Source organism: Allosphingosinicella sp. (assembly GCF_036402135.1).
Lineage (GTDB): Bacteria > Pseudomonadota > Alphaproteobacteria > Sphingomonadales > Sphingomonadaceae > Allosphingosinicella.
Map to the genome: position 1 here is coordinate 45,960 of NZ_DASWTN010000024.1, position 23,766 is coordinate 69,725.

The window sequence follows — 23,766 nt, forward strand, 5'->3', positions numbered from 1 at the left end:
CGCGCTAGCCGTTCAGCAGCGCCTTCAAAGTGGTGCCAAGCTCAGATGGGCTCGGCGACACGCGAATTCCAGCCTCTTCCATCGCGGCGATCTTGTCTTCGGCGCCGCCCTTGCCGCCGGACACGATCGCGCCGGCATGGCCCATACGGCGGCCCGGAGGCGCCGTGCGGCCGGCGATGAAGCCGACCATCGGCTTCTTCCGCCCACGCTTCGCCTCGTCCTTGATGAACTGCGCCGCTTCCTCTTCGGCCGAACCGCCGATCTCGCCGATCATGATGATCGACTTGGTCTCGTCGTCGGCAAGGAACAGCTCAAGCACGTCGATGAAGTTGGTGCCGTTCACCGGATCGCCGCCGATGCCGACAGCCGTCGTCTGGCCGAGGCCTTCGTTCGAGGTTTGGAACACCGCTTCGTAGGTGAGCGTGCCGGAGCGGGAGACCACGCCGACCGAACCCTTCTTGAAGATGTTGCCTGGCATGATGCCGATCTTGCACTCGTTCGGCGTCAGCACACCGGGGCAGTTCGGGCCGATCAGGCGCGACCTGGAGCCGGTGAGCGCGCGCTTCACCCGCACCATGTCGAGCACCGGAATGCCCTCGGTGATGCAAACGATCAGCGGCACTTCCGCATCGATCGCCTCAAGGATCGAGTCCGCGGCGAAGGGCGGCGGCACATAAACGACGGATGCGTCGGCGCCGGTCTTCTCTACCGCTTCCGCAACCGTGTCGAACACGGGAAGGCCGATATGGGTGGTGCCACCCTTACCGGGCGTGACGCCGCCGACCATCTTGGTGCCGTAAGCGAGCGCCTGCTCGGTGTGAAAAGTGCCGGTATTGCCGGTCATCCCCTGTGTGATGACCTTGGTGTTCGCGTTAACGAGAATGCTCATGGCCGCCGCTCCTTAAGCCAGCGAGCCGTCGATGCCCTTGCAGGCTTCGAGCAGTTCCTTGACGGCGTCCACGGACACCTGGAAATTTTGCTGCGCCGTCTCGTCGAGTTCGATTTCGACGATCCTCTCGACACCACCTTCGCCGATCACGACGGGCACGCCGACATAGAGGTCGCTGATGCCGTACTGGCCGGTGAGGTTGGCAGCGGCCGGAAGGACGCGCTTCTTATCTTTCAGATAGCTCTCGGCCATTGCGATGGCGCTGGTGGCGGGAGCGTAGTAAGCCGAACCGGTCTTCAGCAGCTGCACGATCTCGCCACCGCCGGAGCGGGTGCGCTGGACGATGGCGTCGATCTTCTCCTGGGTCGACCAGCCCATCTTGATGAGGTCCGGGATCGGAATGCCCGCGACGGTCGAATATTGGACCACCGGCACCATTGTGTCGCCATGGCCGCCGAGCACGAAAGCGGTGACGTCCTCGACCGAAACGTTGAATTCTTCCGCAAGGAAGTGGCGGAAGCGCGCCGAGTCCAGCACGCCAGCCATGCCGACCACCATATTGTGCGGCAGGCCGGAGAATTCGCGGAGCGCCCAGACCATCGCGTCGAGCGGGTTGGTGATGCAGATGACGAAGGCGTTCGGCGCATGCGTTTTGATGCCCTCGCCGACCGCCTTCATGACCTTCAGGTTGATGCCGAGCAGGTCGTCGCGGCTCATGCCGGGCTTCCGCGGCACGCCGGCGGTGACGATGCACACATCCGCGCCGCCAATGTCGGCATAGTCGTTGGTGCCCTTGAGGCGAGCATCAAAGCCTTCGACCGGGGCGGCTTGGGCGAGGTCCAGAGCCTTACCCTGCGGAATGCCTTCCGCGATGTCGAAGAGGATGATGTCTCCCATTTCGCGAATGCCGGCGAGATGGGCGAGCGTGCCGCCGATCATGCCCGCGCCGATCAGGGCAATTTTCTTCCGAGCCATGCGACTCCTGTCCTTTCACCTAGGCCTAGCGAGGTCGGCCGAGACGAGCGGCCGCAAGATGTGCGCCCGCTTAGCCCCGCGAGGCGGAGGGGGCAACCTTCCGGAGCGGGTTTTTTGGGCGTATCGGCGCCACAACTCGTCCCATTCTCGAAACGAGCGCCTCAGTGTCTTCGTTGATCTCCGTTCACTTTAAACGGTGAGGAGTGTGAACATGCGTAACCTTCTATTGCTGATCGGCGCCGCCACCATGGCCGTGTCGGTGCCGGCCGCCGCGCAAGGCCAGGGCAAGGGTAAGAGTCAGGCCGCGAAGACGCAGAATGCGGCCAAGGGCAAGGGACAGGCTCGCACCAATGTGCGCGCCCAGAATAAGGCTTCCACGGCCCGCAATTCCAGCGCTGCCGGCCGCGTCGATGCCAATCGCAACGGAATTCTCGACCGCTTCGAGCGCGACACCGATGGCGACGGTATCCTCGATTATCGCGAAGGCAGGCTTCAGCGGACACTGGACCGGAACGGCAACGGCATCCTGGACCGCTATGAAAGCGGCAGCCGGAACGTGAATTTCTGCCCGCCGGGGCTCGCGAACAAGACGCCTGCCTGTATCCCCCCGGGTCAGGCGCGGCAAATGTACAGCGCCGGTCAGCGGCTGCCGTCGGGCTATCGCTACGTGACGGTGCCGCAGCAATATATCAGCCAGATCCCGAGCTACGACCCGAACCGCTATCGTTACTATTACGACCAGCAGCGGGTCTATGTAGTGGACCCGACGACGCGGCTGATCAGCAGCGTGATCGATCTGGTTCTTTAAAGGCCATGGCCGGCAGCCAGATAATCCTCTGACTGCATTTCGATGAGGCGGGAGGCGGTGCGTTCGAATTCGAAGGCGCCGTCGCCCTTCTTGTAGAGCTCGGACGGCTGCGCGTCGGCGGCGGCGAGGAGCTTCACCTTATGCTCGTAAAGGGCATCGATCAGGGTGACGAAGCGGGCGGCCTCGTTGCGGTTCTCCGGCCCCAGCTTCGGGATGCCGACGATGATGATCGTGTGGTAGCGGCGGGCGATGGCGAGATAGTCGGGGGCGCCGCGCGCCTCTCCGCAGAGGCGCTTGAAGGAGAAGACGGCGACGCCCTTCAGCGCCTTCGGTACGTAGAGGGTACGGCCGCCCTGAACCGGAATGTCCTCCGACGGTACATGCTGGCGGTCCTCGGGCGGATAGTCGGTGAGGCGGAAGAAGGCCTTGCTGAGCGCTTCCGTGGCTTCCGGCCCGTTCGGCACATACCAGGTGGGAAAGCCGCCCAGCCGCTCCAGCCGATAGTCGGTGGGGCCGTTCAGCGGCACCACGTCCAGCTCCCGCTCAATAAGATCGATGAAGGGCAGGAACAGCTCGCGGTTTAGCCCGCCGAGATAGAGATCCCGCGGCGGCCGGTTGGAGGTGGTGATAACCGTCACGCCCTCGTCCAGCAGATGGGAGAAGAGCCGCGACAGGATCATCGCGTCGGCGCTGTTGTTGATAACCATCTCATCGAAGGCGAGGATGCGCGCCTCCGATGAGATGGTCTTGGCGACGGGCGGGATGGGATCGCCGCTTTCGCTCTTCCGCTCCTCGCGGAGCCGCTCGTGCACCTCCAGCATGAATTCATGGAAATGCACGCGGCGCTTGGGCTCGACCGCAATGGAGGAGAACGCGAGGTCCATCAGCATGGATTTGCCGCGCCCCACGCCGCCCCACATGTAGATGCCGCGCGGTCGCTTCGGCTTCTGCCCGGTGAGGCGCGACCAAAGGCCCTGCTTACACCCCTCGCCCAGTTCGGCGGCAAGGCGGTCCAGCACCGCCACTGCCTTCAGCTGGTCTTCGTCCGGGCGAAGCTCGCCCGCCGCAACAAGGGCTTCGTAGCGTTGGAGTACCGAAGCCACTCGCGGCCTAAACGGCGCGCTCGACCAGCATCTTCTTGGTTTCGGCGATTGCCTTGGCGGGGTTGAGGCCCTTGGGGCACACGTTGGCGCAGTTCATGATCGTGTGGCAGCGATAGAGGCGGAACGGGTCCTCGAGATCGTCGAGCCGCTCGCCTGTATATTCGTCGCGGCTGTCCGCGAGCCAGCGATAGGCCTGGAGCAGGATGGCGGGGCCGAGGAACTTGTCCGAATTCCACCAATAGCTCGGGCAGGACGACGAGCAGCAGGCGCAGAGGATGCACTCGTAGAGGCCGTCGAGCTTGGCCCGGTCCTCCGGCGACTGCAGCCGCTCCTTGCCGGATGGAGTCGGCGACACGGTCTTCAGCCAAGGCTGGATCGAGGCATATTGCGCGAAGAAGTGGGTGAAGTCCGGCACGAGGTCCTTGATCACATCCATGTGCGGGAGCGGCGTGATGCGGATCTCGCCCTTCATGTCCTCGATCGCGGTCGTGCAGGCGAGGCCGTTCCGCCCGTTCATGTTCATCGAGCAGGAGCCGCAAATGCCCTCGCGGCAGGAGCGGCGGAAGGTAAGGCTCGGATCCTGCTCCGACTTGATCTTGATGAGCGCGTCGAGGACCATCGGGCCGGTCTCGTCGAGGTCGATCTCGAACTTGTCGTAACGCGGGTTCTCGCCGCTGTCGGGATCGTAGCGATAGACTTTCAGCGCCTTGACGCGCTTCGCCCCCGGCGGCGCCTTATGCTCCCTGCCCTTGCCTTTGATCTTGCTGTTCTTGGGGAGCGCGAATTCGGCCATGTCTCATCCTTGAAGGTTGGCCGCGAGATAGCGGCTCCCTCCCCGCTACTCAATGGTCAGTTGGTTCGAGGGTGCTTGTCGCTCCGGCCTCATGAAGCAGACCGCCGACAATTGTTGCGAGAGCGCAGCCGGCGAGCAGGTAAATTGCGGGGAAGCCGCCGAGGAAGATGGTAATCAGTACGGCCGTTCCGAGCGGGACGAGGCCCAATATGACGAGCGTCGGCCGACCCGCGATCGCGGGTCTGAACAGGACCAGTGTCAGAAGAAGCGCAAGCAGCAGCTGAACCATCGAGTCGATCAGCCACAACGCCTTGAACGACCCCGAAAGGAACGGCGTTAGCTTCGCCTCGCCGATCTGCGTTGCGGCTTTCGGAAAGGCTGCAGCGTGCACGATCCCTCCGGCAAGCAGACCCAGGGCCGCAAGCCCGAGGAGGATACGGCCACCCACCTTCCGGGCGCCTTTCACTTGCCTGCTCCGGCAGCGCGCAGGGCCGCCTCGAACGGCCGCGCGTCGTACAAAAGCTCGATTTCGCGAATGAGGCCGCCTTTGAACCCGACCAGCTCCGCGGTGCGGCAGCGGCCGATCGGTTCCCTGCAGACGAAGTCGTAGGCGAACATCCCACGCTCCCCCTCGACAAACGCCGAGCGGACTTCGAACGTCTCCAGCAGCGTAAAAATGCGTCGGCTCGACTGAAGGAATGCGTCCCGCCCCTCAAATTGCGCCATTGGCCCCGTGAACCGCACCTCCGGGTGAACATGGCGGCTGATCGCATCCAAGTCCTTGGCGGCCCAGGCCGCGAGATAGGCTGCGCTTGTCTTTCGGAGATCGTCCGGCTCGCTCGCGGCGGCAGGCGTTGCCAAGGCTCCCAGCAACCCGCTCGCGCCCAACGCCAATGCCTCCCGTCGTCCCACATCAGCATTCATGTCACCTCTCCTCCGCGCCTTGATTGGTCGATGAGAGGAGCTTATCGGTGAGTAGTACGGAATCGCAAGTACGGTCAAAAACGATACTATGAGTCAACTCGCCCAGACGCCCCTAAAGTCCCCAGACGACATCAAGCTGTGCCCAGCCATCGGCTTCGGCCGCATCGTCGGCGGCAAGTATAAGCTTCGTATCCTGTGGCTGCTCCACAAGCGGCCGCATCGTTATGGGGAGCTCCGCACCGCCCTCCTTAAAGGCAGCCTCAGCGCCGCGGTGACGCCGCGCATCCTCAGCCGGGAGCTGAAGGAGCTTCAGGAGAGGGGCCTGATCAGCCGCAAGCAATATGAGATGGTGCCGCCGAAGGTCGAATATAGCATCACAGATCGCGGGCGCGGGCTGGTGCCGGTGATAGAGGCGATCATCGCTTGGGGCCTGACCGGCGTGCACGAGGAGATACTGGGTATCTCCTCGTCACCCGATGATACTGAAGACTGAGGCTAGCCGGCTTCGGCGGCCGTCCTGCCGCCCCAGTTGAGGTTGCGGGTGAGGTACATGACCGCCGCGAGCGCCGCGAAGAGCATCAGCGATCCGATGAGGAGCGAGAAGGCTTCGAGGCTGAGGAGGATATAGAGCACCACATAGAGGCCGGTCAGCAGCGCGCCGATGAAGGCCGCGCGTCGCCAGCTCTTCAGCACCGCCGCCGAATAGGCGGTGTTGAGGCCGATGATGGCGGCGCTGGCCGCGATGTAAGCGGGGGTGAAGCCGATTACCTCCGCGAGCGCGAGGAGCAGCACGAAGAACAGCACCAAAGCCGCGCCCACCAGCAGATATTCTACCGCGGAGACGCGGACGCCGCCGATCACGTCGAAAAGCAGGAAGGCGAGGAAGGTGAAGCCGATGAACAGGAAGCCGTACTTGGTGGCGCGGTTCACCTGCGAATAGAGGTCGACCGGCTGCACGAGATCGATGCGGGCGTCGTAGCCGCTGCCGCCGCCATAGGCGCTGGCGACCTCCACATGCTGCACGCCCCGCGGCGGCGGCGGAACCCGTTCGCGCGGTGTGGCGGGGCCGGTGCTGACCAGCGACTGCACGAGCGCAAGATTGCCGACGCGGTAGGTGGCGGTGAAGCCCTGATCCGTGACGCGGCGCTCAGATGGAAGGAAGCCGCCCTGGAAGGAGGGATGCGGCCATGGCGAGGTGACGCGCCAGCGCGTGTCGCCCGCTTGCGGAGCAAGGCTGACCCAGCCGTTGCCGCGGAAGGCGAAAGAGAAGTCGGCGACTATCGGCCGGCCGGCGAGCGGCCGCGCGTCGAGCCAAGCGAAGAAGCCGGACGGGCCGGTCTGCGGCGTTCCGCCGCCCGGTTGAAGCCGGAGCTTCTGACCGCCAACACTGACGCGGGGCGGCTGACCGTAAAGGCCGCGCGGGTCGGTGAGGCCGAAGCGAAGCTCGGCACGCTCCAGCGCCATGTCGGCCACCGCAACGCCGAAGCGCGAAAGGTCCGCGGGCATGGCAAAGCGCGCCTTACCGCTGACGCCCGCTTCATAGACTACCACTTCATAGATGGAGCGTCTCCGCCGCTCCGGCGTGATCTTGCTTTCGACGTCCACCACTTCGGGCGAAAGCGTCAGCTCCTGCCAGACTTCGCGAGAGCGGACGACCCGCCTGCCGCCTTCTGTCACCGTCTCAGCAACAGTCGAACGATAGGGAATGACGAGCAGAGGCCCGGCAATCTGCTGCGGCCCGCCCCACCCTTCCGCAGTCGACGCAAGCGCGGTCTGCGACTGCTGCTGCCGGTCGTAGACGAGCAGCCAGACCGAAAAGAGCGGGATGGAAAGCACCACGCCGACGAGAAGCGCGAGAAGGAGCTTGGCTCCCGGCGAACGTTCGGCAGAAAACAGGCCCATCGATGCAATCTCCAGCTCAGTTCTTGATCAATCGTGAGCAATTAGCCCGATCCCCCGTGAGCGGCATGAGCAGGGCCTGAGATTTTGATGAGCTTTCGGCGTCTAACCGTATTTCTGCTCCCACGCCTCGTCTGAGGTGCAGAAAAACACGATCGCTTCCACGAGCGCAATCACCGCAGGGATGAAGGTCCAGCAGAAAAGGAGATAGAACAAACCCCACCATTGCCCGAGGTAGAAGCGGTGAATGCCTAAGCCGCCGAGGAACAAGGCAATGAAGCCTGCCGCGATCTTGCTCTTTCCCGCCCCGGAGCGCTGACGACCGCCGCACTGCGGACAACTCACCGCAGACCGAGCAATCTCTGATCCGCAGTCACGACAATGAACGAAATTTCCGACGGCTCTAGTAGCCATGGTCCCCCTCCAGCAATGTGTGCTGAGGGCTTATGCATAGCTGCTTCTAAAGCTTAGTAAACCCGCGCCTTGGGCTTGATGTAGCTGATCTCGTCCGTGAGCGTGTAGTCGTGCACCGGGCGGTAATCGATGGTCACGCGGCCTTTGTCGAACCAGGCGATGGTGTGCTTCATCCAGTTCTTATCGTCGCGCTCAGGGTAGTCCTCGTGCATGTGGGCGCCGCGGCTTTCCTTACGGTTGGCGGCGCTGTGCATCGTCACGACCGCCTGAGCGATGAGATTTTCGAGCTCAAGCGTCTCGATAAGGTCGGTGTTCCAGATGAGGCTGCGGTCGGTGACGTTGATGTCGACCATGCGGCTGAACACCTGGTCGATCTTCGCCTTTCCTTCCTCCAGCGTCGCTTCGGTGCGGAAGACGGCGCAGTCGGCCTGCATCGTCTTCTGCATCGCGGTACGGATTTCGGCCGTCGGGCTGCCGCCCTTGGCGAAGCGGAAATAATCGAGCCGGGTGAGCGACATCTCTTCCGATCCCTTCGGAAGCGGGCGCTGCGCGGCGCCGGACTTCAGCAGTTCGCCGACGCGGTGGCCGACGGCGCGGCCGAACACGACGAGATCGATCAGGCTGTTGGAGCCGAGACGGTTGGCGCCGTGAACCGAGACGCAGGCCGCTTCGCCAACCGCGAACAGGCCGGGCACCACAGCGTCCGGGTTGCCGTCCTTCAGAGTCACCACCTCGCCATGATAATTGGTCGGGATGCCGCCCATATTATAATGCACGGTCGGCACCACGGGCAGCGGCTGGCGGGTCAGATCGACCCCCGCGAAAATCTTACCGGTTTCGGTGATGCCCGGGAGCCGTTCGGCCAGGATCTTGGCGTCGATATGGTCGAGGTGAAGGTAAATATGGTCCTTCTCCTTACCTACGCCGCGCCCTTCGCGGATCTCCATCGCCATCGAGCGGGAGACGACGTCGCGCGAGGCAAGGTCCTTCGCCGACGGCGCATAGCGCTCCATGAAGCGCTCGCCTTCAGAATTGGTGAGATAGCCGCCCTCGCCGCGCGCCCCCTCCGTGATGAGCACGCCCGCGCCGTAAATGCCGGTCGGGTGGAACTGGACGAACTCCATGTCCTGGAGCGGCAGGCCGGCGCGGAGCACCATCGCATTGCCATCGCCGGTACAGGTATGGGCCGAAGTCGCCGAAAAATAGGCGCGGCCGTAGCCGCCGGTCGCAAGCACCACCGCCTGCGCGCGGAAGCGGTGGATGGTGCCGTCTTCCATGCAGAGCGCGATCACGCCCCGGCACTCGCCGCCTTCCATGATCAGGTCGATGGCGAAATATTCGATGAAGAAGTCGGCGTCGTATTTAAGGCTCTGCTGATAGAGCGCGTGCAGCATCGCATGGCCGGTGCGGTCGGCGGCGGCGCAGGTACGTTGCGCGGGCGGGCCTTCGCCCATATTCTGCATCATGCCCCCGAAGGCGCGCTGATAGATGCGGCCTTCATTGGTGCGGCTGAACGGCACGCCGGCATGTTCGAGCTCGTAAACGGCGGCCGGAGCCTCCCGGCAGAGATATTCGATCGCGTCCTGGTCGCCGAGCCAGTCGGAGCCTTTGACGGTGTCGTACATGTGCCAGGTCCAGTGATCCGGACCCATATTGCCAAGTGAAGCGGCAATGCCGCCCTGTGCGGCGACCGTATGGCTGCGGGTCGGGAAGACCTTGGTGACGCAGGCGGTGCGGAGGCCCTGCTCGGCCGCGCCCATGGTCGCACGCAGGCCGGAGCCGCCGGCGCCCACGACGACGACGTCGTAGGTATGATCGATAATCTTGTAGGCTTCAGCCATTAGGAAGCATCTCCGCCGAAGGCGATCTTGAGCACGGCGAAGACGGCCGAAGCCGCGCCGGCGATGGTGAAGAAGTTGAGGAGGGTAATCGAGAAGAGCTTCGTCCCTTCCTCATGCACATAATCCTCGATCACGACCTGAAGGCCGAGCTTCAGGTGCCAGAAGGTCGAGACGATGAGGAGCAGCATCGGGATGGCGACGAGCGGGGAGCTCAGCCATTCGACCACCGGACCGTGACCCAGCGACGGCATGCGCAGGATCGAGACCATGAACCAGATGAAGAGGAGCAAGGTCGAAATCGAGGTGAGCCGCTCAAGCCACCAATGATGGGCGCCCGAACGCGCCGATCCGAGGCCGCGTACTTCGCCGATGGCGCTTCTTACCCGCATCAGTCGATCCCCACGATCAGGAGCCAGAAGGCGATGGTGAGCGCCAGCGAAAGGCCGAGCGTCACCAGCGCCCAGCGCTTGTTGGTCGAAAGCTCGTAGCCCGCGCCCATGTCGAGCACGAAATGGCGGATGCCGGAAAGCGTATGCTGGAACAGGGCCCAGGTAAGGCCGACGCCGACGAGGATGCCGAACCAGCTCGTCGCCACCTCGACGAAATCGGCATACGCCTCAGCGCTCGTCGCTGCGGCGACCAGCCACCAGACCAGGGCTGCGGCTCCCACCGTCGCAAGGCCCGCGCCGGTAATACGGTGCAGGATAGAGACCAGCATGTGCGGGCCCCATTTCCAGATGGTGAGGTGCGGCGACAGCGGCCGTGACGGGTTGCGAGGCATGAAGCGACAGGCTCCGGTTTTGGAATTGCCGCCGCTTTTAGGCAGGTGCGCCAAGGTTGCAAGTGCGAGGGGCAAAGGTGCGCGTTAACTAACGTCATCTTAACCACTGGCGCTCTAAATCCCGGCTTCGAATTCAGCACAAGACGGGTAGTGACGATGAGCGGGAAGAAGGCGGACGGCGGCGAAGTTCTGGTGAAGGAGCGTATCGCTCTGTTCGACGAGGGCGGCAGCCTTGCGAATGATTGCGCCGAAATCTGGAACCTGATCAGCGACGATGTCGAAATCGTCGCCCGCGCCTTCTGGACGCAATATGCCCGCTCGCCCGAGATCAGTCAGCCGATCACCGCTGAAAAGCTTGGCGAGCTCACCGAGCGCATCAAACCTTATATCGAGGCGAAGTACAGCAACATCCATGGTCAGAAATGGGCCGACATGGTGCGCGACTATGTGCGCCGCGCCGCCGCCAGCAAGGTGTCGCTGACCACGCTCTACGCCGGCATTTCCGCCGGTTCGGCCCGCGCCCATGACATTCTCGTCCAGGCGCTCGCCAAGGATCCGCAGCGCTTCATGCGCCTGTCCCGTGCGCTAACCGTCGCCACCCTTGTCGAGATGGATGTCTACGCGGCTCATTTCGACCTGCTCCGTAGCCGCGGCGAGCGCGACACGCGCCTGCAGCGGGCTGCGCAGTTCAGCAATGAGGTCGTCAGCGTCGTCGAGAAATCGGCCGCCGACAGCCGCATCCTCCGCGCCCAAGCCTCGGAAGCCTCGACCGCTGCGCGCGGGATGCTCGGCAAGACGAGCGAAGTCGCGGCCGCCGCCGAACAATCAGCCGTCGCGATGCGCGAAGCCGCGCAGACGGCCGCCGGCCTCATCATGGCGATCGAGGAGGCCCGGAACGAAGTCGAGGTCGCGGCAGGCGTTGCCACCCGCGCCGGTGGCCAGGCGTCCGAAGCGGTGAACGTCTCGAAGGCGCTCTCCGCCCATGTCGAGGCGATCGAATCGATTCTCGGCCTGATCCGCGACATCGCCGGCCAGACCAATCTCCTCGCCCTCAACGCCACCATCGAGGCGGCGCGTGCGGGCGATGCGGGCCGCGGCTTCGCTGTCGTTGCGCAGGAAGTTAAGTCGCTCGCCTCGCAGACCGCGCGTGCGACCGACGACATCACCACCAAGATCGCAGCCATCCAACAGGCGACGAAGCAGACGGTGGAGGCTAACCATTCGATCCAGCAAACGGTGGAAGAGGTACAGACCAGCGCCGACCGCATCCGCGAGGCGATGGAGACGCAGGCTCAGACGGTGACGATGATCACCGCCGCAGTCGACGAAACCGCTCTTGCCGCCGACTCCATGTCCTCGACCATCGCCGCGATCCGCGCCGACACCGAACAAGTCGCAAGCGAGATCGACGAAGTGGAAAAGAGCTTCAGCCACGTCGACGAGCAGCTCGCGAAATTCAAGGAATCGACCACCAGCTTCGTCCGCAACTTCGCGGCGTAAACTCCACACCTTTTCAGCCATGGGGCCAGCCGCTAACGCGGCCCCATGGCAAACATTCTGGTAACCGGCTCAAGCAGGGGCATCGGCGCAGCGATCCTTCAGGCGCTGAAGGGGCACAATGTGGTCGGTCATTCTACGCGCGGCGGCGAAGGGCTGATTGGGGCTGACCTTTCCAGCCCACAGGAAACCCGCGCGCTCTGGTGGGAGGCGATGGGGCGGCTCGACGGACGCATCGACGTGCTCGTCAACAATGCCGGCATCTTCGAAGCCGCGCCGATCGCCAGCAGCGACGACGAGTGGGCTGCGGCTTGGCAGCGCACCATGCAGATCAATCTTCATGCATCAGCGGAGCTTTGCCGCCTCGCCGTCCTCCACTTCCGCGAGCGCGGCGACGGCGGGCGCATCGTCAACGTCTCCAGCCGTGCCGCTTATCGCGGCGACAGCCCGGATCACTGGCATTATGCCGCGTCAAAGGCCGGCATGGTTGCGATGACCAAGACGATCGCCCGCGCTTATGCGGGCGAGGGCATTTACGCCTTCACAGTGACACCCGGCTTCACCGTCACCGGCATGGTCGAGGAATATCTCGAAAGCCGCGGCGGCATAGCGGCCCTCGGCGACCTGCCGATCGGCCGCCCTTCCACGGCGGACGAAGTGGCGGAAACGGTGCGCTGGCTCGCCCTGGATGCGCCGCCCGCATCGACGGGCGCGGTCATAGATGTGAATGGGGCGTCGTTTGTCCGATAGCTGGAAGGTCACCCTCCCCTGCACCAAGGCGGAGGCCGAGGCGATGCAGGGGGACATCACGCAGTTTGCGCTGCTGGACTCGCCTCCGGTGCTGATGACCAGCGAGCCCGATCCGTCGCGGGCCAATGATTGGCGGCTCGACGCCTATTTCGATACCGAGCCCGATGCCGAAGCGCTGGCGCTGCTCAAGTCGCTGGTGCCGAGCGCCGGCGATGCGCAGCCGACGGTCGAGAAGCTTCCGGAGGAAGACTGGGTGACGCTCAGCCAGCAGGGGCTTGAGCCGATCCGCGCCGGCCGCTTTTTCGTGCACACCCCTGCGCATCGGAACGAAGTGCCCGCAGACGCAGTCGCGCTCGAAATCGACGCCGGCCGCGCCTTCGGCACAGGGCAGCATGAAACGACCACCGGTTGCCTGATGGCGCTCGACAAGCTGAAGGAGACGGGCGGCAACTTCTCCAACATTCTCGATCTCGGCACCGGCACCGGCCTCCTCGCCTTCGCGGCGCTGAAGCTATGGCCCGCCGCTCGCGTCGCGGCTTCCGATATCGACCCCGTTTCCATCGAAGTGACGGAGGAGAATGCCGTCATCAACCGCATACCGCTCGGTCGCGCCCGAGGGCAGGTGGAGCTGGCGGTGGCGGCAGGCATGGAGCATCCGCGCCTGTCCGCCCGCGCACCCTATGACCTCATCATCGCCAACATCCTTGCCGGGCCGTTGATCGAGCTCGCCCCCTCAGTCACGGGTGCGCTGGAAGCAGGCGGGCGCCTGATCCTAGCGGGCCTACTCGACCATCAGGCGGAGAAGGTCGCCGCCGCCTATCGCCGTCAGGGCATGATGGCGAGCTTCCGCATCGTCCGCGGCGAATGGCCGACCCTGGTGATGCGAAAGCGCCGGGCGCTCGGCTGGCGCTAACCGGCCGCGGCGACGAGCGCGTTCCAGGCCGCCTCGTCGATCACCTCGACCCCAAGCTCCGCCGCCTTCTTGAGCTTCGAGCCGGCGCCAGGGCCCGCGATCACCAGATCCGTCTTGGCCGACACTGAACCCGCGACCTTTGCGCCCAATGCCTCGGCCTGCGCCTTGGCTTCGTCGCGGGATAGGGTTTCGAGGCTGCCGGTGAAAACCAACGTCTTGCCGGTCACGGGCGATTGCCGCGTCTCCACCACATATTCCGGCGGCTGAACCTCAGCGAGAAGATCGTCCCACGCCTCGATATTGTGCGGCTCGTGGAAGAAATCGCCGAGGGCGGCCACCACTGCGGGCCCGATGCCGCTGACGCTGGTAAGCTCCGCCAGCGCGTCGGCGTCGCCGGCATGCGCGGCCACCGCGGCTTCGCGAAGGCGCGGCAAGGTGCCGAAGCATTTCATGAGGTCGCGGGCGGTGACGATGCCGACATGGCGGATACCGAGGCCGAACAGCAGCCGCGCCGCATCGGGCTGCCGCTTCGCTTCGATCGCGGTAAGAAGCGCGTCCACCGACTTCGCCTGCCAGCCTTCGCGGCCGATCAGCTCGTCCCGGTGCCGGTGGAGCCGGAAGATGTCGGCAGGCTCCTTCAGCCAGTCGAGCGCGGTGAACTCGGCGATGGTCTTTTCGCCTAGACCTTCGATGTCGAGCGCACCGCGCGAGACGAAGTGGCGCAGACGTTCGAACCGCTGGGCCGGGCAGATGAGGCCGCCGGTGCAGCGAATGTCCACTTCGCCTTCCTCCGCCACAGCTTCGCTGCCGCATTGTGGGCAATGATCCGGGAAGACGAAGGGCGGCCGATCCTCATCGCGGGTCAGCACCTCGACGATCTGCGGGATCACGTCGCCGGCGCGCTGAAGCACCACCCGGTCGCCCACGCGTGCGCCGAGCCGCTCGATTTCGTCCTTGTTGTGGAGCGTCGCGTTGGTGACGACGACGCCGCCGACTGTGACAGGCTCAAGCCGCGCGACGGGCGTCAGCTTGCCCGTCCGCCCCACCTGGATGTCGATGGCGGTCAGCGTCGTCTGCGCGCGCTCGGCCGGGAATTTATGCGCGAGCGCCCAGCGCGGCGCCTTGCCGATGGCGCCGAGCCGCCGCTGCCAGTCCAGCCGGTCTACTTTGTAGACGACACCGTCGATATCGAACGGCAAGTCGGCTCGCTTGGCCTCGATGCCGCGGTAATGGGCGAGCAGCGAAGCCATGTCGGCGAACCGTCGGAAGTCGTCGGAAACGGGAAAGCCCCAGCCGCGGATGACGTCCACCACCTCCGCCTGCGTCCCGCCGGGCAGGCCAGAGACCTCGCCCCAGCCATGGGCAAGGAAACATAAGGGCCGGGCGGCGGTGACCGCCGGATCCTTCTGCCGGAGCGAGCCAGCCGCGGCGTTGCGCGGATTGGCGAAGATCTTGCCGCCCGTCTCCTCCTGCCGCGCATTAAGGGCGGCGAAGGCGGCTTTGGACATATAGACCTCGCCGCGTACCTCGAAGACGTCCGGCGCGCCGGGCGGCAGGCTCTGGGGTATCTCGGCAATCGTGCGGGCGTTCGCCGTCACATCCTCGCCGGTCGTGCCGTCGCCGCGGGTCGCCGCCAGCACCAGCCGCCCCTTCTCGTAGCGGAGTGAGCAGGAAAGGCCGTCGATCTTGGGCTCGGCGGTAAGCGCGATCCCCTCATCCTGAGGGAGGTTCAGGAAACGCCGAACACGCCCAAGGAAATCAGCCACATCCTCGTCGCTGAAGGCATTGTCGAGGCTGAGCATCGGCACCGCATGCCGCACCTTGGCAAGCGCGCCTGACGGCGACGCCCCTACCTGCTTCGACGGGCTGTCTTCCCGCACCAAACGCGGAAACTGCCGCTCCAGCTCCGCATTGCGGCGCACCAGCGCGTCATATTCCGCGTCGGTAATCTCCGGCGCATCCTGATCGTGATAAAGCCGGTTATGCCGCGCAATCTCCCGCGCGAGCCGCTCCAGCTCCTCCGCAGCCTCGGCTTCGGTCATGCCGGCCAGTAAATGCGGCGTAGAGGCAGAAGTCGACGACCACGCTCGTCAAGCTGGTCGTATTGATTGATCAGGGCCTCGGCCAGACCGTCCAATGTCATGAGATGAGTGACTGTCGACGCCCGTTCCGCCTCATAGAGCGCGTCCTTCGTAAAACCCCCGGTACTTACATAGAGGCCGCGGTCGTCCGCGTGCCGGCCGCCAAGGAAGCTTCTGATCTCTTGCGCGCCCATTGCCCCCTTCCGGTGTTTGACCTCGACAACAATGCGTGGACGTTCGAAGCCGAAACCATCACGGGAGGCAATGATGTCCTTGCCGCGATCCGCGCCGACAGGTGAGACGATCGTTCGATAGCCGAGCGCACGCAACAATGCGGCCACAAGTTCTTGCATTTCCTCCCAATCAAGCGCGAGCAGCCGATCCTTAATGCGCTCGATCGCCTGATCCTCGAGCTCGGCAAACGGATCTGCGGCCGCCAATGTGGTCTGATCCTCGGAATCTCCAAGTGTAGGCAGAGGCTGCGAATTCCCATCCGCCAAGCGCATGATTTCTGCCACGGTCTCGTCGGCCACTTTGAACAAGGTCAGAATGGCTCCCAATCGTCCTTTGGCCGCCTGTGAGAGTGCATCGCGGGACACAGCCGCCGTCCATTGCACAGCCCGCTGCACTGGAAGAGCTTCGATCTGGTCGGGCGCGTATCGGGGAGGGCCGATGATTTCGCCGAGGTGGTAGAGGCGGGTGGCCGGGTCATAGGTTAGCACGGAGTCGCCGACGGTAACCTCGTCAAGAAATCGCCACACCTGCCCGGCGCCAACGTGATTCTGTTGATCTGTATGGTCGGGATACGCAGCAGCTACCCGCTGCAGCACTTCCGAGCGGCTTCTTGCACCGCTGTAGTCGCCCGCCTCACGCCACCCGATAGCAACGACCCCACGACTCAAGAACTCCCCCGCGAGAACGCTTCTGCGCCCGGCATTGACCTTCCACATGGGACGCATCCGATACTCTCCTTAGGCTGCTTCCAGCAGCCGGGTTGCCTGTGCCCGCGCTTCGTCCGTGACCTCGGCGCCGGAGAGCATGCGGGCGATTTCCTCCCGGCGTTTGCCTTCGTCCAGCGCCTGGACGCTGGTGCGGGTGACGAGGCCGTCATGACTTTTTTCGATAAGGAGGTGCTGGCGCCCGCGCGCGGCGACTTGCGGGCTATGGGTGACGACGAGCAGCTGCGCGCCGTCGGCTAACCGGTGGAGCCGTTCGCCGATCGCGCTTGCGACCGCGCCGCCGACGCCGCGGTCGATCTCATCGAAGATCATCGTCGTCGCGCCGCCGCGTTCGGCGAGCGCAACCTTCAGTGCGAGGATGAAGCGGGAGAGTTCGCCGCCGCTCGCAATCTTCACCAAGGGCGCGAAGGGCGCGCCGGGATTGGTGGAGATTTCGAATTCGACCCGGTCGCGGCCCTTTGCGGTCCATTGCGGCTCGTCCAGCCGCTCGATCGTCGTACGGAACTTGGCGGCATCGAGCTTCAGGGGCGCAAGCTCCGAGGCGACGGCCGCGTCGAGCCGGGCCGCGGCGGCGGCTCGCAGCATGCTGAGTTCGGCCGCGGCCGCATCGTAAGCGGCACGGCTATCGATCACCGCCTTTTCGAGCGAGGCCAGGCCCTGGTCGCCGGCCTCGATGGCGGCAAGCTTGGCCGACAGTTCCTCCGTCAGTGGGGCAAGCTGGTCCGCCTCCACACGGTGCTTTCGCGCAAGCGCGCGAAGATCGAACAGCCGCGTCTCCGCCTCCTCCAATCGGGCGGGATCATAGGCGAGCGCTTCTGCCGCTTCGCCGAGCCGGTCCTCCGCCTCCGATGCTTCGATGACGGCGCGGTCGATGGCCGCCAGTGCTTCGCCGAGCTTGTCATGCTCGCCAGCGATCCGGTCCAGCCGCCGCGCCGCCTGGCGGAGCAGCGACAGGCCGCCTTCCGCGCCTTGCAGCAACTCGCTGGCAGCGCCGATATCCTCGGCGAGCCGTGCGCCCTTCTGCATATTGGCGCGGAGCCCGGCCAGCTCCTCCTCCTCGCCCGGCTGCGGCGCGAGCTTCTTAAGTTCCGCGACGGAATGTTCGAGATATTCACGGTCGCGTGCGGCGAGCTCCAGCTCCTCGCGCGCCTGTGCAAGCTTTTCCTCAGCCTCGCGCCAGCCGCGAAAGGCCCGCTCCGCCGCGCCCGTGTCGATATTGCCGTAGCTGTCGAGAAGCGCCCGGTGCCCGCGCGGGTTGAGCAGGCCGCGATCATCATGCTGGCCATGAATCTCGACCAAAAATGCACCCAAATCGCGCAGCAGGCCGACGGACGCGGACTGATCGTTTACGGTCGCGCGGCTGCCCCCATCGGCCTTCACGATACGGCGGATGACGAGCGGCTCGCCCAGCGCGCTATCGAGGCCGTTTTCGGCCAGGAGTGCGCGGGCGGCATGGCCGGAGGGAAGCTCGAAGCTCACCGTCACCACCGCCTGCGGCTGCCCCTGCCGCACGAGGCCGCTTTCGGCGCGCGCGCCGAGCGCCAGTCCCAGCGCATCGAGCAGGATGGATTTGCCCGCCCCCGTCTCGCCGGTGAGCACACCGAGGCCGGGGCCGAACTCAAGGTCCAGCGTCTCAATGAGTACGACGTCGCGGATGGAGAGGCTGGTCAGCATTCGACCGCCTTCATGCCACCCGCGAAAAGCCTAGATCAAGCGGCGTTCGTGTGCCGCTGCACCAGTTCGTAGGCGCGCTGGTACCACTTGGTGCCTGGATAGTTGGCGCCGAGAACGGCGGCGGCCTTCCGCGCCTCTTCCGGTACGCCGAGCGCCAGGTAGGATTCGGTGAGCCGCATCAGCGCTTCCGGCGCGTGGGTGGTCGTCTGATATTCGTCGATCACGGTGCGGAAGCGGCTGACCGAGGCCAGCCACTGCGCGCGGCGCTGGTAGAAGCGGCCGATCTCCATTTCCTTGCCGGCGAGGTGATCGCGGACGAGGTCGACCTTCAGGCGCGCGTCGGCGGCATAGCGGGTGTCAGGATAGCGGCGGACCACTTCCCCTAGGGCGTCGAGGGCGCTTCGGGTCGCGGTCTGGTCGCGCTGCACGTCGCCGATCTGCTCATATTGGTTGAGCGCGATCAGATACGTCGCATAGGGCGCGTCCTTGTTGCCCGGGTGAATGGCAAGGAAGCGGCGCGCCGAATCGATCGACTTCTGATGCTCCTTGGCGGCGTAATAGCTGAACGCGCTCATCAGCTGCGCCCGGCGCGCCCAGACGGAATAGGGATGCTGGCGCTCGACTTCGTCGAACAGAGCCGCAGCAAGTGGATAATTGCCGCGGTCGAGCTCGCGCTTCGCGGCCGTGTAGAGCGTGTTGACGTCCCGCGCGACGTAGGAGGTGTCGCGCGCGCCGCCTCCGCCGCCGAACAGACCGCCCGCGCCGCCTGCGCAGCCGGCAAGGGCGAGAGTGGCGGCGCCAAGCGCCAGGGTTGCGAGCGGACGATGCGTTTTAAGGAACATGGGCGGCTTCTTAGCTGAGGGTTTGGCGGAGGCCAAGCAGAGGGAGGAAAAAAGCGGAAAGCGCCTGAACGGCGCTTTAATGGTCAGTCGAGCGGCATCAGGGCGGCAGCGATCCACCGCTCCTCGCCGCGGAGTATGCCCCAGGTTCGGGCGGCGGCGCGGCTGTCCATCGCCTCGATGCCGATGCCGCGCTCCTCAAGCGCTCTCACAAGCTTGGGAGGCGCGAAGGAAAAGCGGGAGCCGGTGCCGAGCAGCAGGAATTCCGGCGGCGGCTGGAGACCGATCAGCTCCTCGAGATGGAGAATAGTGAGGTCCGCCAGCGCAGGCGGGTCCCATTGCCGGGCGCTGAGCGGCGTCAGCAGCAGCCCCTCATACACTCCACCATCGACCGAGAAGCCCCTGCCGGCAAAGCCCTGTACGACAGGGCCGGTCGCCTTGGGATCTTGGTCGAAGCGGGAGCTCACCTAGCGTTCGAAGCCTTCGTTGTAATTCTTCACCCGCTCAGCCGCCGGCGCTTCCTTCGGCACGAAGCTATCCGAATTGACCTTTAGCCAGATGAGCCACGGCGCAGCGATATAGACGGTCGAATAGGTGCCGACGATGACGCTGATTAGAAGCGCAGTCGTGAAGCTCTGGATGACGTCCGGCCCGAGCAGCATCAGCGAACCCAGCGCCAGCAGCATCGCGAAATTAGTCGCGAAGGTGCGGGACAGGGTCTCGTTCATCGACAGATTGAGAAGCGAGGTGATGTCCATCTTGCGATACTTGCGCAAATTCTCACGCACCCGGTCGTAGATGACGATCGTATCGTTCAGCGAATAGCCGATCAGGGTCAGCAAGGCCGCGACGACGTTGAGGTCGAACTCCATCTGCGTCAGCGCGAAGAAGCCCAATGTCAAAGTCACGTCGTGAAACAGCGAGAAGAGCGCGCCGACGCCGAACTGCCATTCGAAGCGTATCCAGATGTAGATGACAATGCCGATGGCGGAGAGCAGGAGCGCCAGCGCGCCGTCGCGCACAAGCTCGCCAGAAACCTTGCCCGACACCGTGTCGACGGCATCAATTCGCACCCCTGAATATTGCTGCTCCAGCGACGTGCGGACCTTAGAGGCGGCCGCGTTCGCCCCCTCCTCGCCACCTTCCGGCAGCGGAAGCCGGATCGCCACTTCCTGCGGTCCGCCGAATTCCTGGATGTTGGGCTCGCCAAGGCCAAGTCCGCCCACCTGCTCGCGCAGATTGTCGAGCGACGGCGGCTGCTGGAAATGGACGCGGATCACCTGTCCGCCCTCGAAATCCACGCCGAAATTGAGGCCTTTGACCGCGATCAGCGCGATTGATGCCGCCATCAGCAAGGCCGAAAAGGCGATCGCCACATTCCGCCAGCGAAGGAAGTCGATGTTCGTATTGTCGGGGATGAGCTTCAAAAGGCGCATGGCTTCAAATCCTGAGCACGGTCGGCCGCTTGCGAAGCCATAGCGATACGAACATGCGAGTGACGGTGACCGCAGTGAAGACCGATGTGGCGATGCCGATCATCATCACGACCGCAAAGCCCTTCACCGGCCCCGATCCGAAATAATAAAGCAGCATGCCGGCGATCACGTTGGTGATGTTGGCGTCGAAAATCGCGGTGCGCGCCTCGTTATAGCCATGCTCGATGGCGTCGACGATCTTGCGGCCGCGCCTCTGCTCCTCACGGATGCGCTCGTTGATGATGACGTTGGCGTCGACCGCCGCGCCGATCGTCAGTACGAAGCCCGCGATGCCTGGCAGGGTCAGGGTCGCGAACGGCGCCATGATGCCGAGGATGACAATCACGTTGAGGATCAGCGCGATGTCCGCATAGACGCCGAACCGGCCATAGGTCAGCATCATGAAGGCCAGGATCAGAACCGTGCCGATAATGCCGGCGATGATACCGCGGCGGATCGATTCCTTGCCGAGATCCGGGCCCACCGAGCGCTCCTCGACCACCTTCAATTCCACCGGAAGCTTGCCCGAACGGAGCTGAATGGCGAGCTCGTTTGCGCTCTCCACCGTGAAATTGCCGGAAATCTGCGCCTGTCCGCCAAGGATCGGCTCGTTGATGTTGGGCGCCGACAGCACGACATCGTCGAGAATGATCGCGAATGGCTTGTTCACGTTTTCCTGCGTGACGCGCGCGAAGCGCTTCGCACCCTGATTGTCGAAGCGGATGCTGACTACGGGCTCATTAGTTTGCGGGTCGAAGCTCTGCTGCGCATCGATCAGCTGGTCGCCCGTCACCATCGCGCGGCGAATGACGGCGATGTTGCCGCCGTCCCGCATCGGCAGAACCTGGCTTCCGGGCGAGGCGCGGCCCTGCTGCACCTGAGCGGGATCTGCGTTGAGATCGACCAGCTTGAAATCGAGCCGCGCGGTCTTGCCGAGCAGCTGCTTCAGGCCCTCCGGATCCTCAAGCCCCGGCACCTGCACCAGGATGCGGTCGCCGCCCTGGCGGATGACGGTGGTTTCCCGCGTGCCTTCCGGATCGACGCGGTTGTAGACGACCTCACGCGCAGTCGCCATCGCACTGTCGAGGGCGTTGGCGATGCCGGCGCTGGTCGGTGTCACGACGATGCGGTTCTGATCCATCACGTTGACGGTCCAGTCGCGCTGTCCGGTCAGCCCGGCGGGCTGGGTCAGGGCGCGGACGATCTCGACCGCCGCATCGACGCGCGCCGGATCGCGCACCATGAAGCTCAGGCGTCCGCCGGTCGTCGAAATGTCGCCGATCTCGATGCGGGGCTCGGCGCGGCGCATTTCGGTACGGATCGACTCGTCCATGACGTCGAGCCGCTGCTTGGCGACATCGCTCGTATCCGCCTCCAGCAGCAGGTGGCTGCCGCCCGCGAGATCGAGGCCGAGGTTAACCTGCGCGCTCGGCAGGAAGCCCGGAAATTTGGCAACGGCGGATTCCGGCAGCATGCTCGGCACGGCCAGCAGGATACCGATGAGGCAAAGGAGGCTGACGCCCCAGACTTTCCAGCGCGGGAAATCCAGCATCGTCAGTCGTTCGCGGGCTTAGTGCCGTGCGGCGTCACGCTCGACAGGGTCGATTTCAGCGCGCGGACGCGGATCCCCTGCGCAAGCTCAACCTCGACTTCGTTGTCGTCGACGCGCGTCACCTTGCCGATGAGGCCGCCGCCGGTGACGACGCTGTCATTCTTTTTCACCGCGCCGATCATCTCCTGATGCTGCTTCATTCGGCGCTGCTGCGGACGGATGAGGAGGAAGTAGAAGATGATGAAGATAAGGATCAGCGGGAAGACCGACACGAAGAAGCCCGCGGCTCCTCCCGGTGCGGCCCCGGCCGATGCATAGGCTGGTGATGCGAACATGGATTTCGTTTACCTGATTGTTGCCGCCCCAAAGGCGCCCGTACGGAAGGGCGCCGCGACTATCATGGGAAGCCGCTCCCGCGCAAGCAAGAGCGGGGCGCGGAAAAGCGTCAGCGCGGATGGAGGATGATCAGCGTAGAAGTGCCGTGCGCCGCCACCTTACCGTCGGCGGTGAGCAGCCGCGCCTCGGCGGTGGCGATCTGCCGCCCCTGCGTCACCACCCTGCCCTCCGCCCGGATCGTGCCGCTGTCCGCTCCAAGCGGCTTCGTGAAATTCACCTTCGTCTCCACCGTCGTATAGCCGACGCCGGCACCCAGCATCGTGTGGACCGCGCAGCCCGCGGCGCTGTCGATCAGGGTGAGCGCGACGCCTCCATGAAGGGATCCGAGTGGATTGAGCAGATGCGGTCCCGTCTCGCACTCGAACACTGCCCGCCCCTCGGCCACCTCCACCAGCGTAAAGCTCATAGTGCGCGCGATCGTCTGCGCGGGAAGCTCGCCCGCGATCATCTTCTGCAGAAGCTCAAGACCGCTATATCGCGCGAAGTCTTCGGGGCTCGCCTGCCCATATTCCCGCTCGTCCGCCATGCCGCCGCTCCAGTTGCTGATTGCAACCTGTAAACCGCGCCGGGTTCCGGTCAAGCCGCTTGCCTTCACCCGCCCCGGCGCTTAGATGCGCCTCCTTCGGCCCGTCAGGACCGTCGGTCGGGGAGTAGCGCAGCCTGGTAGCGCATCACACTGGGGGTGTGGGGGTCGCAGGTTCGAATCCTGTCTCCCCGACCATCGACACGCTTCACCGAAGACAGTCCGGGGACTGTTTTCCGCGTGTCAATCCGGCGGACGCCGCTCAGGAATACCCTGCACCTGCGGCCGATAAAGCCACGCTCTCAGGAGACGCTCTTGCAACTCGATCACATTGTTCTGCTTGTGAGCAGCCTCGAAGCCTCGATGCCTTATTACGACGCCTTGCTGCCGCTGATCGGCTTTACCAAGAAGCGCGACCATGTGTGGGGTAATGCCGATGGCGTCTTCTTTGATTTCCAGGAAGCGTCTGACATTGGCGAAGGCTATAAAAGATATGGCGTCGGCCTGAATCATTTAGGCTTCACCGCTCCGTCACGCGAAGCCGTCGACCGGATCGCTGCCGAGATGGCGGCTGCCGGCTTTGAAGTGCCTGAACGTCAGGAGATAGGGCCGGGATACGCACTCTTCATGAAAGACCGCGACGGAATGCGCTTCGAGATTACTTGCTACGAAGCCTGAAT

At 64.5% G+C, this 23,766-nt stretch carries 26 protein-coding genes and 1 tRNA gene; 7 read left to right on the forward strand and 20 right to left on the reverse strand.

The window, feature by feature from the left end; all coding sequences use genetic code 11:
* Positions 1-4: 4 nt before the first annotated feature.
* Positions 5-889, reverse strand: coding sequence for a succinate--CoA ligase subunit alpha (gene sucD, locus VGD10_RS06805; protein ID WP_331040050.1), 885 nt, complete (start codon positions 887-889; stop codon positions 5-7).
* 12 nt (positions 890-901) lie between these two features.
* Positions 902-1,864, reverse strand: coding sequence for a malate dehydrogenase (gene mdh / locus VGD10_RS06810; RefSeq protein ID WP_331040051.1), 963 nt, complete (start codon positions 1,862-1,864; stop codon positions 902-904).
* A gap of 211 nt (positions 1,865-2,075) precedes the next feature.
* Between mdh and VGD10_RS06815 the strand changes: the two genes are divergently transcribed.
* Positions 2,076-2,672 carry a hypothetical protein gene (locus VGD10_RS06815; protein WP_331040052.1) on the forward strand — a complete coding sequence of 199 codons (597 nt, stop codon included), beginning with the start codon at positions 2,076-2,078 and terminating at the stop codon, positions 2,670-2,672.
* On the opposite strand, the gene zapE is transcribed toward VGD10_RS06815, so the two are convergent.
* From zapE to VGD10_RS06835, 4 genes are read right to left on the reverse strand one after another with little or no spacing between them, the layout of a single operon-like run.
* Positions 2,669-3,775 carry a cell division protein ZapE gene (gene zapE / locus VGD10_RS06820; RefSeq protein ID WP_331040053.1) on the reverse strand — a complete coding sequence of 369 codons (1,107 nt, stop codon included), beginning with the start codon at positions 3,773-3,775 and terminating at the stop codon, positions 2,669-2,671. The genes VGD10_RS06815 and zapE overlap by 4 nt on opposite strands.
* 7 nt (positions 3,776-3,782) lie before the next feature.
* The gene (locus tag VGD10_RS06825; RefSeq protein WP_331040054.1) at positions 3,783-4,568 is read right to left on the reverse strand and encodes a succinate dehydrogenase iron-sulfur subunit; all 786 of its coding nucleotides are present in this window, start codon (positions 4,566-4,568) and stop codon (positions 3,783-3,785) included.
* 49 nt (positions 4,569-4,617) lie between these two features.
* Positions 4,618-5,016 carry a hypothetical protein gene (locus tag VGD10_RS06830; protein ID WP_331040055.1) on the reverse strand — a complete coding sequence of 133 codons (399 nt, stop codon included), beginning with the start codon at positions 5,014-5,016 and terminating at the stop codon, positions 4,618-4,620.
* 14 nt (positions 5,017-5,030) lie between these two features.
* On the reverse strand, positions 5,031-5,492 hold the full coding sequence (locus VGD10_RS06835) for a nuclear transport factor 2 family protein (protein ID WP_331040056.1): 462 nt from the start codon (positions 5,490-5,492) through the stop codon (positions 5,031-5,033).
* An 88-nt stretch (positions 5,493-5,580) separates the two neighbouring features.
* On the opposite strand from VGD10_RS06835, the gene VGD10_RS06840 reads away from it, so the two are divergent.
* Positions 5,581-5,985: a helix-turn-helix domain-containing protein gene (locus tag VGD10_RS06840; protein WP_331040057.1), complete on the forward strand. Its 405-nt coding sequence runs from the start codon at positions 5,581-5,583 to the stop codon at positions 5,983-5,985.
* 2 nt (positions 5,986-5,987) lie between these two features.
* On the opposite strand, the gene creD is transcribed toward VGD10_RS06840, so the two are convergent.
* The 5 genes from creD to sdhC all read right to left on the reverse strand — a co-directional run bounded on the left by creD (position 5,988) and on the right by sdhC (position 10,427).
* On the reverse strand, positions 5,988-7,394 hold the full coding sequence (gene creD, locus VGD10_RS06845; RefSeq protein WP_331040058.1) for a cell envelope integrity protein CreD: 1,407 nt from the start codon (positions 7,392-7,394) through the stop codon (positions 5,988-5,990).
* 102 nt (positions 7,395-7,496) lie between these two features.
* Positions 7,497-7,805 carry a TM2 domain-containing protein gene (locus tag VGD10_RS06850; RefSeq protein ID WP_331040059.1) on the reverse strand — a complete coding sequence of 103 codons (309 nt, stop codon included), beginning with the start codon at positions 7,803-7,805 and terminating at the stop codon, positions 7,497-7,499.
* Between the two features lie 53 nt (positions 7,806-7,858).
* A complete protein-coding gene (gene sdhA, locus VGD10_RS06855; protein ID WP_331040060.1) occupies positions 7,859-9,646 on the reverse strand; it encodes a succinate dehydrogenase flavoprotein subunit in 1,788 nt (595 codons plus the stop codon).
* Positions 9,646-10,035, reverse strand: a complete 390-nt coding sequence (sdhD, locus tag VGD10_RS06860; RefSeq protein WP_331040061.1) for a succinate dehydrogenase, hydrophobic membrane anchor protein — start codon at positions 10,033-10,035, stop codon at positions 9,646-9,648. The genes sdhA and sdhD overlap by 1 nt, the downstream gene beginning before the upstream one ends.
* Positions 10,035-10,427: a succinate dehydrogenase, cytochrome b556 subunit gene (gene sdhC / locus VGD10_RS06865; protein WP_331040062.1), complete on the reverse strand. Its 393-nt coding sequence runs from the start codon at positions 10,425-10,427 to the stop codon at positions 10,035-10,037. The genes sdhD and sdhC overlap by 1 nt, the downstream gene beginning before the upstream one ends.
* A 156-nt stretch (positions 10,428-10,583) precedes the next feature.
* Between sdhC and VGD10_RS06870 the strand changes: the two genes are divergently transcribed.
* From VGD10_RS06870 to VGD10_RS06880, 3 genes are read left to right on the forward strand one after another with little or no spacing between them, the layout of a single operon-like run.
* Complete coding sequence (locus VGD10_RS06870) at positions 10,584-11,927, forward strand: methyl-accepting chemotaxis protein (RefSeq protein ID WP_331040063.1); 1,344 nt, start codon at positions 10,584-10,586, stop codon at positions 11,925-11,927.
* A 45-nt stretch (positions 11,928-11,972) separates the two neighbouring features.
* Complete coding sequence (locus VGD10_RS06875; RefSeq protein WP_331040064.1) at positions 11,973-12,674, forward strand: SDR family oxidoreductase; 702 nt, start codon at positions 11,973-11,975, stop codon at positions 12,672-12,674.
* 43 nt (positions 12,675-12,717) lie between these two features.
* A complete protein-coding gene (locus VGD10_RS06880) occupies positions 12,718-13,587 on the forward strand; it encodes a 50S ribosomal protein L11 methyltransferase (RefSeq protein WP_331040106.1) in 870 nt (289 codons plus the stop codon).
* On the opposite strand, the gene ligA is transcribed toward VGD10_RS06880, so the two are convergent.
* The 9 genes from ligA to VGD10_RS06925 form a co-directional block, all read right to left on the reverse strand.
* The gene (gene ligA, locus VGD10_RS06885; protein ID WP_331040065.1) at positions 13,584-15,629 is read right to left on the reverse strand and encodes an NAD-dependent DNA ligase LigA; all 2,046 of its coding nucleotides are present in this window, start codon (positions 15,627-15,629) and stop codon (positions 13,584-13,586) included. The genes VGD10_RS06880 and ligA overlap by 4 nt on opposite strands.
* A complete protein-coding gene (locus VGD10_RS06890; RefSeq protein ID WP_331040066.1) occupies positions 15,626-16,627 on the reverse strand; it encodes a restriction endonuclease in 1,002 nt (333 codons plus the stop codon). The genes ligA and VGD10_RS06890 overlap by 4 nt, the downstream gene beginning before the upstream one ends.
* A gap of 12 nt (positions 16,628-16,639) precedes the next feature.
* Complete coding sequence (gene recN / locus VGD10_RS06895) at positions 16,640-18,301, reverse strand: DNA repair protein RecN (protein WP_331040067.1); 1,662 nt, start codon at positions 18,299-18,301, stop codon at positions 16,640-16,642.
* A gap of 35 nt (positions 18,302-18,336) precedes the next feature.
* On the reverse strand, positions 18,337-19,143 hold the full coding sequence (locus VGD10_RS06900) for an outer membrane protein assembly factor BamD (protein WP_331040068.1): 807 nt from the start codon (positions 19,141-19,143) through the stop codon (positions 18,337-18,339).
* Between the two features lie 83 nt (positions 19,144-19,226).
* Positions 19,227-19,607 (reverse strand): Mth938-like domain-containing protein, encoded by a 381-nt coding sequence (locus tag VGD10_RS06905; RefSeq protein WP_331040069.1) that lies wholly within the window; start codon positions 19,605-19,607, stop codon positions 19,227-19,229.
* Positions 19,608-20,576: a protein translocase subunit SecF gene (gene secF / locus VGD10_RS06910; RefSeq protein ID WP_331040070.1), complete on the reverse strand. Its 969-nt coding sequence runs from the start codon at positions 20,574-20,576 to the stop codon at positions 19,608-19,610.
* A 4-nt stretch (positions 20,577-20,580) separates the two neighbouring features.
* A complete protein-coding gene (gene secD / locus VGD10_RS06915; RefSeq protein WP_331040071.1) occupies positions 20,581-22,167 on the reverse strand; it encodes a protein translocase subunit SecD in 1,587 nt (528 codons plus the stop codon).
* Between the two features lie 2 nt (positions 22,168-22,169).
* Positions 22,170-22,502 (reverse strand): preprotein translocase subunit YajC, encoded by a 333-nt coding sequence (gene yajC, locus VGD10_RS06920; RefSeq protein ID WP_331040072.1) that lies wholly within the window; start codon positions 22,500-22,502, stop codon positions 22,170-22,172.
* A gap of 110 nt (positions 22,503-22,612) precedes the next feature.
* The gene (locus VGD10_RS06925) at positions 22,613-23,089 is read right to left on the reverse strand and encodes a PaaI family thioesterase (RefSeq protein WP_331040073.1); all 477 of its coding nucleotides are present in this window, start codon (positions 23,087-23,089) and stop codon (positions 22,613-22,615) included.
* 118 nt (positions 23,090-23,207) lie between these two features.
* On the opposite strand from VGD10_RS06925, the gene VGD10_RS06930 reads away from it, so the two are divergent.
* Both VGD10_RS06930 and VGD10_RS06935 read left to right on the forward strand, forming a co-directional pair.
* Positions 23,208-23,284: transfer RNA gene (locus VGD10_RS06930), tRNA-Pro, on the forward strand.
* Positions 23,285-23,401: 117 nt separating this feature from the next.
* Complete coding sequence (locus VGD10_RS06935) at positions 23,402-23,764, forward strand: VOC family protein (protein WP_331040107.1); 363 nt, start codon at positions 23,402-23,404, stop codon at positions 23,762-23,764.
* The last annotated feature ends 2 nt before the right edge of the window (positions 23,765-23,766 follow it).

Coding starts and splice junctions, on each gene's coding strand:
- sucD (WP_331040050.1), bottom strand. CDS start 889: ATGAGCATTCTCGTTAACGCGAACACCAAGGTCATCACACAGGGGATG.
- mdh (WP_331040051.1), bottom strand. CDS start 1,864: ATGGCTCGGAAGAAAATTGCCCTGATCGGCGCGGGCATGATCGGCGGC.
- VGD10_RS06815 (WP_331040052.1), top strand. CDS start 2,076: ATGCGTAACCTTCTATTGCTGATCGGCGCCGCCACCATGGCCGTGTCG.
- VGD10_RS06825 (WP_331040054.1), bottom strand. CDS start 4,568: ATGGCCGAATTCGCGCTCCCCAAGAACAGCAAGATCAAAGGCAAGGGC.
- VGD10_RS06835 (WP_331040056.1), bottom strand. CDS start 5,492: ATGAATGCTGATGTGGGACGACGGGAGGCATTGGCGTTGGGCGCGAGC.
- VGD10_RS06840 (WP_331040057.1), top strand. CDS start 5,581: ATGAGTCAACTCGCCCAGACGCCCCTAAAGTCCCCAGACGACATCAAG.
- creD (WP_331040058.1), bottom strand. CDS start 7,394: ATGGGCCTGTTTTCTGCCGAACGTTCGCCGGGAGCCAAGCTCCTTCTC.
- VGD10_RS06850 (WP_331040059.1), bottom strand. CDS start 7,805: ATGGCTACTAGAGCCGTCGGAAATTTCGTTCATTGTCGTGACTGCGGA.
- sdhA (WP_331040060.1), bottom strand. CDS start 9,646: ATGGCTGAAGCCTACAAGATTATCGATCATACCTACGACGTCGTCGTC.
- sdhD (WP_331040061.1), bottom strand. CDS start 10,035: ATGCGGGTAAGAAGCGCCATCGGCGAAGTACGCGGCCTCGGATCGGCG.
- sdhC (WP_331040062.1), bottom strand. CDS start 10,427: ATGCCTCGCAACCCGTCACGGCCGCTGTCGCCGCACCTCACCATCTGG.
- VGD10_RS06870 (WP_331040063.1), top strand. CDS start 10,584: ATGAGCGGGAAGAAGGCGGACGGCGGCGAAGTTCTGGTGAAGGAGCGT.
- VGD10_RS06875 (WP_331040064.1), top strand. CDS start 11,973: ATGGCAAACATTCTGGTAACCGGCTCAAGCAGGGGCATCGGCGCAGCG.
- VGD10_RS06880 (WP_331040106.1), top strand. CDS start 12,718: ATGCAGGGGGACATCACGCAGTTTGCGCTGCTGGACTCGCCTCCGGTG.
- ligA (WP_331040065.1), bottom strand. CDS start 15,629: ATGACCGAAGCCGAGGCTGCGGAGGAGCTGGAGCGGCTCGCGCGGGAG.
- VGD10_RS06890 (WP_331040066.1), bottom strand. CDS start 16,627: ATGCGTCCCATGTGGAAGGTCAATGCCGGGCGCAGAAGCGTTCTCGCG.
- recN (WP_331040067.1), bottom strand. CDS start 18,301: ATGCTGACCAGCCTCTCCATCCGCGACGTCGTACTCATTGAGACGCTG.
- VGD10_RS06900 (WP_331040068.1), bottom strand. CDS start 19,143: ATGTTCCTTAAAACGCATCGTCCGCTCGCAACCCTGGCGCTTGGCGCC.
- secF (WP_331040070.1), bottom strand. CDS start 20,576: ATGCGCCTTTTGAAGCTCATCCCCGACAATACGAACATCGACTTCCTT.
- secD (WP_331040071.1), bottom strand. CDS start 22,167: ATGCTGGATTTCCCGCGCTGGAAAGTCTGGGGCGTCAGCCTCCTTTGC.
- yajC (WP_331040072.1), bottom strand. CDS start 22,502: ATGTTCGCATCACCAGCCTATGCATCGGCCGGGGCCGCACCGGGAGGA.
- VGD10_RS06925 (WP_331040073.1), bottom strand. CDS start 23,089: ATGGCGGACGAGCGGGAATATGGGCAGGCGAGCCCCGAAGACTTCGCG.